At 48.1% G+C, this 14920-nt stretch carries 12 protein-coding genes; 8 read left to right on the top strand and 4 right to left on the bottom strand.

What is annotated here, in order from left to right; all coding sequences use genetic code 11:
* The first annotated feature begins 97 nt into the window (after positions 1 to 97).
* Together EYB58_RS24605 and EYB58_RS19635 are read left to right on the top strand one after the other, a co-directional pair.
* Entirely contained in the window at positions 98 to 472 is a 375-nt protein-coding gene (locus tag EYB58_RS24605) for a hypothetical protein (RefSeq protein ID WP_163354532.1), read from the top strand.
* Positions 462 to 1454, top strand: coding sequence for a DHH family phosphoesterase (locus tag EYB58_RS19635; RefSeq protein ID WP_111959337.1), 993 nt, complete (start codon positions 462 to 464; stop codon positions 1452 to 1454). The genes EYB58_RS24605 and EYB58_RS19635 overlap by 11 nt, the downstream gene beginning before the upstream one ends.
* A 119-nt stretch (positions 1455 to 1573) precedes the next feature.
* On the opposite strand, the gene EYB58_RS24895 is transcribed toward EYB58_RS19635, so the two are convergent.
* The 4 genes from EYB58_RS24895 to EYB58_RS19615 form a co-directional block, all read right to left on the bottom strand.
* A complete protein-coding gene (locus tag EYB58_RS24895; RefSeq protein WP_170299835.1) occupies positions 1574 to 1795 on the bottom strand; it encodes a rubredoxin in 222 nt (73 codons plus the stop codon).
* A gap of 115 nt (positions 1796 to 1910) precedes the next feature.
* On the bottom strand, positions 1911 to 2069 hold the full coding sequence (gene rd / locus EYB58_RS19625) for a rubredoxin (RefSeq protein WP_111959335.1): 159 nt from the start codon (positions 2067 to 2069) through the stop codon (positions 1911 to 1913).
* A gap of 76 nt (positions 2070 to 2145) precedes the next feature.
* The gene (gene cydB, locus EYB58_RS19620; RefSeq protein WP_111959334.1) at positions 2146 to 3174 is read right to left on the bottom strand and encodes a cytochrome d ubiquinol oxidase subunit II; all 1029 of its coding nucleotides are present in this window, start codon (positions 3172 to 3174) and stop codon (positions 2146 to 2148) included.
* 14 nt (positions 3175 to 3188) lie between these two features.
* On the bottom strand, positions 3189 to 4499 hold the full coding sequence (locus EYB58_RS19615; RefSeq protein WP_111959332.1) for a cytochrome ubiquinol oxidase subunit I: 1311 nt from the start codon (positions 4497 to 4499) through the stop codon (positions 3189 to 3191).
* Between the two features lie 687 nt (positions 4500 to 5186).
* On the opposite strand from EYB58_RS19615, the gene EYB58_RS19610 reads away from it, so the two are divergent.
* The 6 genes from EYB58_RS19610 (at position 5187) to recB (ending at position 14914) form a co-directional block, all read left to right on the top strand.
* A complete protein-coding gene (locus EYB58_RS19610) occupies positions 5187 to 5741 on the top strand; it encodes a thioredoxin family protein (RefSeq protein ID WP_111959330.1) in 555 nt (184 codons plus the stop codon).
* Positions 5742 to 5928: 187 nt separating this feature from the next.
* A complete protein-coding gene (gene mtnP / locus EYB58_RS19605) occupies positions 5929 to 6693 on the top strand; it encodes an S-methyl-5'-thioadenosine phosphorylase (RefSeq protein ID WP_111959328.1) in 765 nt (254 codons plus the stop codon).
* 100 nt (positions 6694 to 6793) lie between these two features.
* A complete protein-coding gene (locus tag EYB58_RS19600) occupies positions 6794 to 7315 on the top strand; it encodes an adenine phosphoribosyltransferase (protein ID WP_111959326.1) in 522 nt (173 codons plus the stop codon).
* A 114-nt stretch (positions 7316 to 7429) separates the two neighbouring features.
* Positions 7430 to 7903: a hypothetical protein gene (locus EYB58_RS19595; protein ID WP_111959325.1), complete on the top strand. Its 474-nt coding sequence runs from the start codon at positions 7430 to 7432 to the stop codon at positions 7901 to 7903.
* 25 nt (positions 7904 to 7928) lie between these two features.
* Positions 7929 to 11285: an exodeoxyribonuclease V subunit gamma gene (recC, locus tag EYB58_RS19590; RefSeq protein WP_111959323.1), complete on the top strand. Its 3357-nt coding sequence runs from the start codon at positions 7929 to 7931 to the stop codon at positions 11283 to 11285.
* A complete protein-coding gene (gene recB, locus EYB58_RS19585; RefSeq protein WP_111959321.1) occupies positions 11282 to 14914 on the top strand; it encodes an exodeoxyribonuclease V subunit beta in 3633 nt (1210 codons plus the stop codon). The genes recC and recB overlap by 4 nt, the downstream gene beginning before the upstream one ends.
* Positions 14915 to 14920: the final 6 nt, after the last annotated feature.

Genomic DNA, 14920 nt, shown 5'->3' with positions numbered 1-14920 from the left:
TTGTGTTTGAAAAATTTTTGCCCCCAATTTTTGTGACTGCCGCATTGTTCACAGCGGTTGTCATGGTTTTTATGCTCTATCACCCTCTGCGGACAACATGCAGCAGAAAAAGTTTTTAACTTCGGACATTGGATTTCTCATTGCTACGGCAGTGACGGGCATTGCCTCTATTTGTTTACAGATGCAGGATGGATATGATCTTCTGAAGACCAAGTGGCTGCGCCACATTCATGTGTTTGCATCCCTTTACGGCTGGAATCTGTGCGGTCTGGCAGTGATCTGTCGATTTGACGATTTTCCCATAAGGCTTCACTTGACAACCGTGATCATGGTACACTGGGTTACGGCATTAGTGCTGGCTCCCCTTGGTATTTTTCAGGGATGGTTTGCGGTACTTGCCATAGCTGGCTATGCATTTATTACCTTGACCCTGTTTTTTTCAGGAAACGGACAAATTAATTATGATCAGTAACCGAGAAAGAATTAAACTGTTTTTGTCACATTTTTCAGGGACATCCAAGGTGCTTGTAGTCATCAATGCAGACCCTGATGCCATTGCGTCTGCCATGGCTGTGAAGCGTATTTTGTGGCGGCGGGTCAGTGAGGTTGTGATTACCTATTTTAATCGGATCACCCGGCCGGACAATTTGGCCATGATTGAGTATACTGAAGCCGGAATCGTCCCCATGGCTAATGTGGACAGATCGTTGTTTGACAAATTTGTGGTGGTGGATTCCCAGCCCAACCATAATGAAAATTTTTCCGGTATTGAATATAACGCCATCATTGATCACCATCCAATATCCTGCAGTGATGGTGCTTTTGTGGATATACGACCGGATTACGGGGCCTGTTCAACCATGTTCACCGAATATCTGCGCAGCCTGAAGATAAAGCCGTCGGCTAAACTGGCTTCGGCTCTGATGCTGGGGATAAAAACGGATACGGCCGATTTTACTCGTCAGGCATCGTCCAAAGATATTAGGGCTTTTCAGTTTTTATACAAATATGCGAATATGAATATCGTCACGAAGGTGGAACGGGCCCATATGACGGAATCTGACTTGGATTTCCTGGGCAATGCAATAAGGCACAGAATCGTCCAGGATAACCGGGCCTTTTATCATGCCGGAACCATGTCTAAACCCGATGAGCTGGTGGTGGCTGCCGATTTTTTTCTCTCCATTGCCGGGGTCAACTGGAGCGTGGTCTCCGGGGTAGTGGATAAAACGCTGATTGTGATCCTGCGCAACGATGGCCTGCGAAAAGGTGCTGGGAAGACTGCCCAAGAGGCATTTGCCAAATTCGGGTCTGCCGGGGGACATAAAACCATGGCCAGGGCTGAATTGGATATTTCCCTGATTCGCAAAGAGATCAAGCGGGTAAACCAAAAGGCGCTGACCCAGTGGGTGGTTGAACGGATCACCCAAACCGCAGGGAAAAAAATTGAATAGCCTGGATCGGCTTTAGGGAAAACATTTAATGTCGGTTGGCAATAACGTACAACCGGCATTAAATGTTTTACACGATTCCAGGACTTGCCTATGATCCGAAACAGGTCCGGGGCAGTGTGTTACGCTTCTTTTTTAAATTCGCTTTTGGGTTCGCCGCATACAGGACAGATCCAGTCTTCGGGAAGGTCTTCAAAGGCAGTGCCGGGATCAATGCCGTTGTGGGGATCGCCTTGTGCCGGGTCATACACATAATCACAGGGCCGGGATGCTCCCGGGCTTCCATCACATCCTGGGGCATCGTCATACACGTAGCCATTGGGGCCGCATTCATATTTATCCATATTTTGTTCCTTTAGGAAAAAACGCCGGTTACCAATAAATGGCAACCGGCGTCGAATGTTTTACGCTATTCCCGGACTTGGCTACGAACTGGAACAGGCCCGGGGCAGGTCATTATTATTCTTTTTCAAATTCGTCTTTGGCTGCGCCGCATACAGGGCAGACCCAGTCTTCGGGCAGATCTTTAAAGGCAGTGCCGGGATCAATACCGCCGTCAGCATCACCTTCTGCCGGGTCATACACATAACCACAGGGGCCGCATACATATTTGTCCATATTTTTCTCCTTATTTACTTTTGTTGGTTTATAAGCACAGGCCTAATCCAATATTAAACCTGCAAGTTGATTATACTTAATAAGCTTCGTCCATGTCCAGGTCTTCGTCGGAAATAGGATCCTTGAACAAATTATAAGACCAGGACTGGTATGCAATAACAATGGGAATAGAAATTGAAACAACGCCCAGCATGATTTTAAGGGTTAGGGGGCTTGATGATGCATTAAATGCAGTCAGGTCCCAGGCCGGGTCCATACTCGAGGGGAATAAGGCTGGAAACAGGCCACAGATACCGAAAAAAATGCATCCCATGATCGTCAGGGCCGATGCAAACCAGGCTTTGAACCATGCTTGCTTTGCGTTGAAGTACCGTGCACATAACAGTGCCGCTACAGCAATGACAATAACTAAGAACAGGGCTGGTGACTTGATGTAGTTGTCATAAAGACTGGTGGCAAAATAGGAGGCAATCAGAAAAACCACGGCCACAGGCACAAGTACCATCCATGTTTTGGCAGCAATTCGGGCAAAGCGATCCTGCAGTTCCCCTGTGGCCTTGATGGTCATCCAGTTTGCCCCATGAAGCATAAACATCAGAACAAACAATATGCCGCCTAAAAGGCCATAAGGGGTAAGCAGCTTTAAGGTGTTACCGTGGTACAGTCCCTGGTTATCAAAGGGAATGCCTGCGAAAATATTGGCAAAAGCCACCCCGAACAAGAGGGCCGGCAGAAAAGAGCCCAGAAAAATCAGGGTATCCCATGTTTTTTTCCAGCCAGGGCTTTCAATTTTACCTCTGAAGTGCATGGCTACGCCCCTGAATATCAATGCAAATAAAATGAGCATCAACGGGGTATAAAGGGATGAAAACATGGTGGCGTAGACTTTAGGGAAGGCTGCAAAGGTAACGCCGCCGGCCGTGACCAGCCACACTTCATTGCCGTCCCATAAAGGTCCTTTGGCATTGAGCATGACTCGTTTGTCCCGGTCTGTTTTTCCGGCAAACGGATAGAGGATGCCGATGCCGAAATCAAATCCGTCTGTCAGGAAAAATATCGCCCAAAGAAGTCCCCATAGAAAAAACCATATTGATTGAAGTTCCATTTGTTCTATTCTCCTTATGCAGTAACGGCCTCAGGGCCTTCTTTAACGGATTTGGCAATCAGGTAAAACCCCACAGCCCCGAGCAGACCGTAGACCAGGATAAATGCCGTAAGTGATACCATAACCTGGGTGCCTGCAATGGGGGAAACCGCATCTGACGTGCGCATTAGATTGTAAACAATCCAGGGCTGGCGTCCCACTTCAGAAACCACCCATCCCATTTCCATGGCAATGTAGGGTAAAGGAATGGACCATAACATGATTTTTAGAAAATTGGGGCTTTCCAGCAGCTTGTTGCGTCGGATCCAGCCGTAAATCATAAGAAGAATAAACAGGGTGCCAAGCCCCACCATGGTCCTGAAGCCGACAAATGTCGGCAATACTGGCGGCCGGTCCTCTTTTGGAATGTCTCGTAATCCAACAACCTCGGCATTAAAATCATGAAAACCTAGAAAACTTAATACGCCTGGAATAGAGCCGATTTCGATTTTGTTTTTTTCCTGGGTTTCATCGGGTATGGCAAACATGACTATGGGAGCCTGGGTACGGGTTTCCCAATGGGATTCCATGGCTGCCAGTTTGGCCGGCTGGTGTTTTGATACATTAACGCCATGCATATCCCCGGTGAACCCTAAAGTTAGTGAGCTGACAAGGCCCACAACCAGAGCGATTCTGAAAGATTTTAAAAAGATTTCAGTATGCTGTTTTTTTAGCAGGTGGTAGGCAGAGATGCCCATGACAAAAAAGGCGCCTAAAAGCAGGGATGCCGGCACCACATGGATAATTTCCAAAAGCCCGTGTTTGTTGGTGACCACAGCCATAAAATCAGTTAGTTCCGCACGTCCGTTTCTGATATCATAACCCACGGGATGCTGCATGAACCCGTTGGCAATGAGAATCCAGACTGCACTGAAATTCCCGGCTATTGCCACCACCCACATTACACCGGCATGGGCCTTGGCTGAAATCTTGTTCCAGCCGAAAATCCAGATGCCGATAAAAGTGGATTCAAGGAAAAAGGCGGCTGATGCCTCTATGGCCAAGAGGGAACCAAAGACATCCCCCACATACTCGCTGTACCGGGACCAGTTGGTGCCGAATTGAAATTCCAGAGTGATACCGGTGACAACGCCTAGGGCAAAGTTAATCAGAAATAATTTCCCCCAGAATTTGGTCATCCTTAAATAATTTTTGTCCCCTGACCAGGCATATTTGGTCTCCATATATGCGATCAAAATGGACAAACCTAAGGTCAAGGGAACAAAAAGAAAATGGAACATGGTTGCTGCTGCAAACTGCAGTCTGGACAGAAAAACTGGATCCATAACTTCCTCCAGGTTAGAAGTTGATTAAAAAGGTTTTTTTAACAGTTATCGCACTTAAAATATTATTTATTATTGCTTGCTCCTGAAAAATTAAGTTGCATATGTTTACTTTTTTAAGGCTTTCAGCAAATAACATGCCAGTTTCCAGGTTGTGTTGAATTGATACCGAAGATCTTTTTGAATTGTGTTGTCAGCATACCGGAATGTTTCCGGATTTTCAAGTGGAGGCAGGGACTTTAAAAATCATTTTTTTGATATCTGTCTCTATGCCGAATGTGTTACATTTCAATTGAGACGAAACTGTTTCGATACTTTGATACAATCGTGTCATTCAACTAATTATGTGTGTTCGAGTCGCTTAACGTATCCTGTGTTAGTCGCTTGTAGATTGATTTGTTTGTTTCCATTGCTTTTATGGTACATTGGCAATTCAACTGACATGGAAGCTGTCTGAATTTACATGTATGATTGCCTATTGTATAAAATCTGTCGTCTTTTTTATCAAATGATTTTGTGCTATTTTCACCTTTTTACATTTGGTTCATGGGGTGGGGTGAATGCATCGGTCTTCGAATACCAATGTCGGTATCTTTTTTGCTGTCATGCTGTAATCAAGATGAGTGGCATGTAAGCAAATATAATAACATTAGATCAGATAGTTTTAAAATTTGTTAAAAAGGACTGAAAATGAGAAAAGAAAGTATATTGGTGGGGATACTGGTGGTGATGGTGTTGGGTGGGATCTATTTATACAACCGATCTGCATCAGATTTGGGCATCCAGGTACCTCAGTTAAACATTGAGCCGCGTGTTGCAGAACATCAAACCCCGCAAAGTTCATCCACAGCGGCATCAAACGATATTTCCTGGAATGATTACACCCCGGGTATGGCACTGGCCGGGGAAGAGGGTAAAAACATTTTTCTTTATTTCCATGCGTCCTGGTGCGGATACTGTACTAAATTAAAAAAGGAAACCTTCACGGATGACCGGATTAAAGCCTACCTGAACGACCATTTTGTCAGCATTGGCGTGGATACGGAAAAACGTGAAAAGCTGGCCCGGCAATGGGGGGTTCGGGGGCTTCCAACCCTGTGGTTCCTGGAACCTGACGGAACAAAAATCAATAGTCTGCCTGGATTTGCTAATGCGGATCAGCTGCTTTCGATCTTGCAATATATTCACACCCAAAGTTACAAAAATATGAGTTACCAGGAATATGTCCAACAAAAAAAATCTTGATCCAATCTTCTGATAAATTACTGCTTGAATATCTCATGAGATATATGATAGCGCAGAGCTCTTGTAGATTGGTTTTTTTATATAAAGTTTACAATAAGTCGTTAAACTACTTTCATGGTTTATTGTGGGGTGAGTCTGGGGTGATCGGATAGATCAGCCTATGGTTGTTATTTAAGGAGAATTGAAGATGATACGGGTCGGGATTATTGGCGGGTCAGGACTGGATGATCCTGATATTATAGAAAATTGTGAAAAAATTGAGATGGATACGCCCTATGGTCCGCCTTCATCAGATATTATGGCCGGTCTGATCAACGATACCCAGGTATTGAGTCTGGCAAGACACGGCCGCAATCACCAATACAGCCCCACCCAGGTGAACAACCGGGCAAACATAGATGCCCTGAAACAGGCCGGTGCCACTCATATCCTTGCCACGACCGCCTGTGGCAGCCTGAATCCGGAAATCGACCGGGGCCATTTTGTGATCCTGGATCAGTTCATTGATTTTACCCGGTTTCGCAAAAATACCTTTGCCGATTCTTTTGAACAAGGTGCGGTTCACACGGCCATGGCTTATCCCTTTGATGAGTCCCTACGCAATGTGCTGTACAGATCTGCCATAGATATGGGACTGAATGCCCATGACAAAGGATGCGTGGTGACCATTGAAGGCCCTCGGTTTTCAACCGTGGCTGAATCCAAAATGTTCAGGGTGTGGGGCGCGGATGTCATCAATATGTCCACGGCCCCAGAGGCCATGCTGGCCAATGAGGCGGGCATCCCTTATGCCGCCGTGGCCATGGCCACCGATTATGACTGTTGGAAACAGGATGAAGCCCCGGTTACCTGGGATGAAATTTTATCGGTGTTCAAAAAAAATGCCGATAATGTCAAACAATTGTTCATCAAGGCGATTTCACAAATAACGGCCATGGCTGACCCGGTCTAGTTACGCCCTCATCAACCCGAAAAAGTATTCAGGTGATTTAATAATTTATTGGGATTGTATATCAATCCTTATATGTACATAGAGGAGAAACAACAAAAAAATGGATTTAAAGCAGAACATCAGAAGTATTCCGGATTGGCCTATCAAAGGCGTTGTTTTCAGGGACTTGACCACATTGATGCAAAACCCCGAAGCATTTAGACTTTCTTGTGATATTCTCTACGACCGCTACAAAGACAAGAATCTTGACAAGATGGTCGGTATTGATGCCCGAGGCTTTGTATTTGGTGCTGTGGTGGCCTATCGCCTTGGTATTGGTTTTGTCCCCGTGCGCAAGAAAGGAAAACTGCCCCATAAGACCATTCAGCAGAGCTACACCCTTGAATATGGAGAAGATACCCTTGAAATGCATGAGGATGCCGTTTCTCCCGGCGAAAAAGTGGTCATTGTAGACGATCTCATTGCCACCGGCGGCACTGTGGGTGCCACGGTGAAGCTGGTAAAGCAGCTTGGGGCTGATCTGCTGGAATGCGCCTTTGTTGTGGAACTGCCTGATCTTAAGGGCCGGGATCAGATTCCGGATTGCCCTGTGTTTAGTATCACTGAGTTTCAAGGAGAATAATTAAATTGTGTTTGAACGAAAAGTCACTCATCTGTGGCTTGTATCTGGGTAACTTTGTGCCCAAAAACGGGTTTGCGTTCAGGCACTAACTAAAGGACCAAGGGGTGTATATTCATGAAAAATGACCGTATTCATTTGATCTTACAGGTGACCGCCTGTCTATTCCTGGTGTTTTTCTTCATTCCGGCAGGATGCGGGCTTAACACGGCCGGACATATGAAGCACAGTCCGGTAGTTATGGAACAGTACCGGGAAAAGCTGCTTCCTAAACAATTCTCCTATTTTTACTGCGGCAGGGAAAATTTGCCCTATGCTGTAGTGGGCATTGACCCGGCCTATACGTTTGAAACAAAATTCTGGTTTCCCATTGAACCCGGGCCGGAGCTTTATCGTAAGATCGACCATTTAAGTAATCTGGAATCCGGCCAGAACAGAATGTATGCCAGGACCATTATTGGCCCGGCAGGCAACACCATAGGTATGTGGTTCTCCTTTTATTATTCAACGGGTGTCATTGTGGATGATACAAATTACAGGATTCAGGTATTCAACCCTTACAAGCCTAAAGTCAGTCGTTCTTTTTTTTGAATATTAAACGCTTGGGAACAGTGCCATGCTCAATCTGATCAAAAGCAACCGCATGGAAAATTTGGCTCAAGCCCTTTGCACCGTGATCGGCAAGGGCCCTGGCAATCCCATAACATGCGAATTCATCGGTATCCAGTCCCGGGGCATGAAACAATGGCTCTCCCAGGTGATCGCCCGTCACTTCGGGATATGCGCCAATGTGCGTTTTATGTTTCCCCGGCAGATGCTTGAATATATCCGGGAGAACAGTTGCGAAAGCCAGGGAGCAGGCCTTACAGAATTGGGTTTGTTGAACCGGGACATGATGGCTTGGGCTGTTCTGGACGCATTGATGACCAAGGGAACGGAACCGGACCGGTCAGACAAGAGCCTTTGGGGGCCTGAAACATACCTTGAACATGACGACACCGGTATCAAGGCCATGGCCTTAAGCCGCAGGATCGCAATTGTTCTGGATGATTACCAGGTATATCGTCCGGATATGCTTGCGGCCTGGGGCAGGGGAGAAGACCAAGAATTCGAAGATCCCCATGCCTTGTGGCAGGCTTCTTTGTGGCAGGGCTTGACCCAAAAAGGCATGTCCCTGCCCGACCAGATGCAGGCCTGTGTTGCTGCACTTGAATCCGGTGCCGTCAATGCAATGGCTTTACCCCGGCGCATATCCCTTTTCGGGATCTCTGCCATACCCCCGTTTTTTTTAGATCTTTTTAATCGGTTGGGACGGAACATGGATGTTTTTCTGTTTCTGCTCACGCCAACCTATCAGTTCTTTTTTGATCTGCCTTCGCCCCAGCAACAGGAAAAGGCAGCATTGAAAAATAAGGCCTTTTCAGAGCTGCCGGAAGAGGGAAATCCCTTGCTTGGTGCCCTGGGCCAGAGCAGTCGCGAGACCCAGGGACTTCTGGAAAATTTTGACTATGACGAGCCCATGGGCGACCTGTTTGCCGATCCGGTTGAAAAGTATACCCATGACCAGGGTGTTGCCGGCGTGCTTCGGGTGATCCAGTCCGATATTCTGAACCTTGTCTGGCGGGGCAGGGGCAGGGCGGCCACCCCCATGGCCGTTTCTCCCGGCGATAATTCCCTGGCCGTTCATGCCTGCCACTCCCCCATGCGCGAAGCCCAGGTGCTGAAGGATTTGATCCTGGATGCCTTCAACCATGATCCCGATCTTTGCCCCCATGATGTGGTGGTGATGATGCCTGACATTGAGGCCTATGCCCCTTTTTTGGAGGCCGTATTCTCCCAGTCGCCCAGATTACCCTTTACCGTGTCGGACCGCCGCCGTCGTTCTGAATCCTTAACCCTTTCGGCTTTTTTAAATATCCTTGACATAAAAGAGACACGTTTTGAAAAATCAAAGATCATGGGACTTTTATCCAGCCCTGTCATTGCAGATAAATTTGGCCTGACCATGGGAGACCAGGATCTTGTTTCTGCCCTGTTTGACACTGCCGGAATTTTGTGGGGCAAGGACGGTGCCCATCGCCAAAAGATTTTGGGCCGGCCCTATGAACACAACTCCTGGACCTTTGGTCTGAATCGGCTCATGGCAGGCTTTGCTCTGCCCGAAGCAAGCACCGTGTTTGTCAATAATGTGCTTCCCTGTGACGGGGTTGAAGGGCTTGAAGGGGAGATTTTAGGAAAATGCACTCATTTTATTCATTCTTTGTTCAAGGCCATGGAACTGATGGATTCCCCCGGTACGGTTCAGGAGTGGGCCACCCGGTTCCGGACCATCATTTCGGACATGCTGGCAAAGGATCTTGGTAATGACGGGGATATGGCTGTGCTGCTCAATGCCCTGGATGATATGGAAAAAGAGGCTGGTCAGGCCAAATTTGAAAGACAGATCTCTTTTGCCGCCGTTCGCCTGGCCCTGACGGCCAAGCTTGATGTGAATATTTCCCAGGGCAGTTTCCTTTCCGGGGGGATCACGTTCTGTAATCTTATGCCCATGCGCAGCATTCCGTTCAAGCTTGTCTGCCTGATGGGAATGGATGCCCAAAGTTTTCCCAGGACAGGCAGTTCCCCCGGTTTTGACCTGATTCGTCAAAATCCCAGGCTCGGGGACAAGCAGGACCGCCTGGAGGATTGTGAACTTTTTCTGGAGGCGTTGCTGTGCGCACGTCTTCGGCTCATCATTACCTATACCGGCATGCGTATCAGTGACAACTCTCCTGTTCCCGTTGCTTCCCCTGTGGCGGAACTGATTGATACCGTTGAAAACAGCTTTGTCTTTCCCCAGGGATTTCAATGGCAGTTTACCCATCCGTTGCACCCGTTCAGTCCGGTTTATTTTTCAAATACCAGTGCGCCGGGTTATTTTTCCTATTCAAATGCCCAGTGTCGGATCTGCAGCAGCCGGAGTACCCGAAACAATGGACATGGAGATAGCGTCAGGACACCTTGTTTTTACTTCCGGGACCCGGACGGTGACACGGCCCTGCAAAAACAGGCGTCAGAAGAGATACCAATGATTGCACTTGCCGATCTCATTGCGTTTTTCAGACATCCTGTCAAACATTATGTCACCGGTATCCTGGGCGTGATCTATCCGGAACCGGGGCAGATGACCGATGAACGTGAGCCCTTCAGGTTGTCCGGACTGTCCCTTTACCAGCTGGGTTCCCTGGCGGTTGAAAATCGTAAGAAACTTGATCTTTACCCCATAGTAAAAGCCCAAGGCTGCCTGCCCTTTGGAAAAAAAGGAGAACAGGAATGGGCCAGAATCAATGATCTGGCAGAACCGGTAAAACATCTGGCCCAAAAGGAACTCCCTGATGGGGACCCACGCACACTTGACTTGTGTTTACAAACAGATTCCTGCTGCATCACAGGCCGGGTGACTAATGTGTATGACCAGGGCCGGGCCGTGGCAGGTTTTGGCAAACTGAATCCGTCCCGTCTGCTGATCCAGTGGATCATGCACCTGGCGTATTCGTGTGTTGAAGACCACCCCGGAACCACCGTAATGGTGGGGCAGGACCCCAAGGGCCGCAAGCCTGCGGTGAAATTTGAATTTTCCGCTATTGAAGAAAAGACCCGGGCCCAGGCGTTGCTCCTGGACCTGGCCGGAGATTACCTGGCCGGAAGGGTAAGGGCTTTTCCCTTTTTTGCCGATCTTTGTTTCCAGCTGGTTTTGGATCTATCCTCACGGGACTATGACTTGTCAGCACCGTCCCTGGCAAAGGCCTTAAATAAATGTGCCGGTTTGTGGCGCAACAATTTTAGTTCAACCGGGGAAAGTTTTAATCGCTACACAACCCTTGTTTTCGGGCAGGACAACCCGTTTTCAGATTCGTTGGCCCTTGAACATTCCGGGGTGCTGGATGCAGGCCTTGCCGTGTACAGGCCCATGCTGGAGCATTTAATATCATGAACAAACCTGCCTTGCCGTTGCCCCTTGACCCCTTTGCCCTGGATCTTGAAAAGATCAGTCTGATCGAAGCCAGTGCAGGAACCGGAAAAACATATACCATCACTACCCTGTTTGTCCAGCTGGTGGCCATGGGGTATAAGGTGGAATCCATCCTGGTGGTGACATTTACCGAGGCGGCTGCCGCAGAGTTGAAATTAAGAATCCGCAAACGCCTGGTCCACTGTCTGATGGTTCTTTCCGGTCAGGAACGTGACGAATACGCGGCGGACGATCTTACCGATTTTCTGCAAAAACAAAACGATGCGGATCAAATTCGTCGCCTGCTTCGTCTTGCGGTGACCTGTTTTGACCAGGCCGCCATTATGACCATCCACTCTTTTTGCTTTTCCGTGCTCAGGGAAAATGCCTTTGAAAGTAATGCCCATTTTGACATCGAACTGATGGCAGATAACCGGATTTTTGTTGACCAGGTGGTCCGGGATTTTTTTTCAGGCCGTATCAATCATCTTGATCCATTGTTTTTATCTTTTCTGGACCAGAACAATATTACCCCGGATACTTTTGCCAAAGGCCTTGTCCAGGCCGCGTCCCGGCCGGAAATCAGGGTGGTGCCGGAACCTCTGGCGTTTCAAAAGGACCAATTTCAAGAAATCTGTGACGATTACAAAGATACGGTCAAATCAGCCGCAAAAATCTTAAACGGGGAACTGGAAGACATCCGAAGCCTGATCCAGAACCATGCCGGGATAGATAAACGAAGTTATAATAAAAAAAATCTGTCTAACTGGCTGGGGGCCTGTCAAAAGAAATTTGAAAAAAGCCCCGGCACGGATCTGCTGTTTGATATGACCGAAAAGGGCGATGCCCTGTATAAATTTACCCGGACCCGGCTGGCAGAAAAGACAAAGGCCGGTCATACCCCGCCGATCCATATTTTTTTTGATTTTTGTGAACACGTGCTTGAACTGTCCCGATCCATGGCGGCAAATCTTATTGCGTTACAATATCTGTTTCTTGATGATTATGCCGCCGCCCTGGCGGCCATGAAGCAGGGGCAGGGTGCCTGTTTTTTTGATGATCTGATCAATGATCTTGCAACGGCCTTGGACGGGCCGAGCGGTCCTGCGTTGAAAACGGCTGTGAGAAAACGGTTCCATGCCTGCCTCATTGATGAGTTTCAGGACACGGACCCGGGCCAGTATAAAATTTTTTCCATCCTGTTCACAGATCCGGGCACGGCTTTTTTCATGATCGGAGATCCCAAACAGGCTATCTACGGTTTCAGGGGCGGTGATATTTTTACCTATATGACGGCAGCCAATGCCTGCGACCAAAGCTTCACCCTGACAAAAAATTACCGTTCCGCACCGGCCATGGTGCGGGCTGTGAATACCATTTTTTCATCAAAAAAAAATCCGTTCGGATTCGAACTTATTCCTTTTTTGCCCGTGGGAACACCTGAAACAGCTCTTGACCGGCTGGTCTGCAACAAGATGCCTGTCCCGCCGGCAACCTTTCTGGTTGTGGACACACAAGGGTTACCCAGTAACAAAAACGGTGTAATAAATAAGTCCGATGCCCAGGATCTTATATTGGACATCCTTGCAAAGGATATGCTTTCCATTTTAAAGAATTCCGATATCTGTCTGCTGGATAAAGACGCTCCGGGCGATAACGGTGGGGAAACACCTGTGACACCGGGGGATATGGCCGTGCTGGTGCGTACCAATGTCCAGGCCGAGGCAGTGCAAAAAGCCCTTATTAAACGTGGTATCCCCTGCTTTTTATCCAAAACCGGGTCGGTGTTCGATTCCATCCAGGCCCAGGAGCTTTATGACATCCTTTGTGCAGTGGATCGCCCCGGGGACATGGGCCTGATCAAGGCGGCTTTGGTCTCTTCGGTATACCAGGCTGATGAGGCGTTTTTAAGGCGTATGAATACCGACGACATCCTTGCCGGTACCTGGCAGGACCGGTTTGCAGGCTACAGGCGGATCTGGGAGGAAAAAGGCTTTATTCCCATGATCACCGCCCTTTTGTACCAGGAAGATGCCCAGCCTTGCCCTTGTGCCCATATGGATGAACGGGGCTTGACCAATGTGTTTCATTTAAAGGAGCTTTTGGCCCAGGCCGCCATGAACCTGGGTAAAGAGACTCCGTCTAAGATTGCCCTGTTGATTGAATGGTTTCGAAAACAGCTGTTTGAACAGACCCGGCAGGCAACCGCCGATGAGCTGCGCCTGGAAAGTGATGCCCGGGCCGTGGCCATTGTCACCATCCACAAAAGCAAGGGGCTTGAATACCCCATTGTGTTTCTGCCTTTTTTGTGGCACGCCCGCACCGTCAAGGATACCAATGCACCTGTTTTATTCCATGATCCGGAAGACAATCATGCCCTGGTGCTGGATTTGGGCTCGGAAGACAGGGAACGGGCCATGCAGCTGAATCGGAATGAAGTCGCTGCTGAAGATATGCGTTTGCTCTACGTGGCCCTGACCCGGGCTTCGGTCGGCGTAAGGATCTTTTGGGGTAATTTTGCAGGCATTGAAGGCTCGGCGCTGGGACGCCTTTTGCAGCCTGGTGGTTCAGGCAAAGATCTGCCCCTGTTTGCAGACCTTGAACAATTGTGTGAAGCGTCAGACAAAAGCATTGAAGCCATTATACTGAAACCTGATACTTTGCCCGAAGGCATTTTTGATGCTCAAACGGTTCAGGATAATGATTTTATCCCAAAAACCATGACCCGAAAGGTTGCCCCCGCTTGGCGGATATCAAGTTATTCCGCCCTTGCTGCAGGGCACACCTATGATCCCGTGCAGGACGGGCAAAAGGAGAGGCAGGAGCCAGATCCCGATATTTTTTTGACAGATGCTGCCCCGGCCCCTGCCGTGGAAATTGTACCCTTGTCTACTTTTCCCAAAGGCCCGGGAGCTGGCGATTTTTTCCACAAGGTGTTTGAAGAAATTGATTTTTGCGATCCTGCCGCTATTGAACCGTCTGTTGTCAGTAACCTTGAACGGTTTGGATTTGCCATGCCAAAGGCTGTTCCGGATATCTGCGATGCTGTCAGGGGTGTTTTATCCGCCCCCCTTGATACGGGGCAGGGTCGATGTTTTTCCCTGGATCAGATTACGCCGGCCCACCGGCTGGTGGAGATGGAGTTTAATATTACCCTGGACCGGTTTAACCCGCCAGCCCTTGGCAAGTTGTTTGAAACGGTTGAAAAAGATGAAAAAATTGCCGGTTATAGCACCAGGATTTCCTCCATGCAGGTATCCGGGTTTAAAGGGTTTTTAAAAGGATTTATCGATCTTGTGGTCTGCCATGAAAACCAATGGTATATCCTGGATTACAAGTCCAATTACCTGGGACCTTGTTTCAGTGATTATAATCCTGCAGCGCTAACGGCTGCCATGATCAGCCATGATTATATCCTGCAATATTATCTTTACCTTGCGGCCCTGGACAGGTATTTAAGGTTACGCCTGAAAGATTATAATTATACTGACCATTTTGGTGGCGTCTTTTACCTGTTTATCCGGGGGATGGCTGGGGACAAAAACACCGGGATCTATTTTCACAGGCCCGGCAATGAAGTTATAAAGCAGTTGAGAACAATTTTATCGTAAATATCA

Origin of the sequence: Desulfobacter hydrogenophilus (genome assembly GCF_004319545.1) — a bacterium.
Classification (GTDB): domain Bacteria; phylum Desulfobacterota; class Desulfobacteria; order Desulfobacterales; family Desulfobacteraceae; genus Desulfobacter; species Desulfobacter hydrogenophilus.
This window is presented reverse-complemented; position numbering and strand designations above follow the sequence as displayed.

Bases quoted from the DNA above. Each gene is read 5' to 3' on its own strand.
- EYB58_RS24605 (WP_163354532.1), top strand. From the start codon at position 98: ATGCAGCAGAAAAAGTTTTTAACTTCGGACATTGGATTTCTCATTGCT.
- EYB58_RS19635 (WP_111959337.1), top strand. From the start codon at position 462: ATGATCAGTAACCGAGAAAGAATTAAACTGTTTTTGTCACATTTTTCA.
- EYB58_RS24895 (WP_170299835.1), bottom strand. From the start codon at position 1,795: ATGGATAAATATGAATGCGGCCCCAATGGCTACGTGTATGACGATGCC.
- rd (WP_111959335.1), bottom strand. From the start codon at position 2,069: ATGGACAAATATGTATGCGGCCCCTGTGGTTATGTGTATGACCCGGCA.
- cydB (WP_111959334.1), bottom strand. From the start codon at position 3,174: ATGGAACTTCAATCAATATGGTTTTTTCTATGGGGACTTCTTTGGGCG.
- EYB58_RS19615 (WP_111959332.1), bottom strand. From the start codon at position 4,499: ATGGATCCAGTTTTTCTGTCCAGACTGCAGTTTGCAGCAGCAACCATG.
- EYB58_RS19610 (WP_111959330.1), top strand. From the start codon at position 5,187: ATGAGAAAAGAAAGTATATTGGTGGGGATACTGGTGGTGATGGTGTTG.
- mtnP (WP_111959328.1), top strand. From the start codon at position 5,929: ATGATACGGGTCGGGATTATTGGCGGGTCAGGACTGGATGATCCTGAT.
- EYB58_RS19600 (WP_111959326.1), top strand. From the start codon at position 6,794: ATGGATTTAAAGCAGAACATCAGAAGTATTCCGGATTGGCCTATCAAA.
- EYB58_RS19595 (WP_111959325.1), top strand. From the start codon at position 7,430: ATGAAAAATGACCGTATTCATTTGATCTTACAGGTGACCGCCTGTCTA.
- recC (WP_111959323.1), top strand. From the start codon at position 7,929: ATGCTCAATCTGATCAAAAGCAACCGCATGGAAAATTTGGCTCAAGCC.
- recB (WP_111959321.1), top strand. From the start codon at position 11,282: ATGAACAAACCTGCCTTGCCGTTGCCCCTTGACCCCTTTGCCCTGGAT.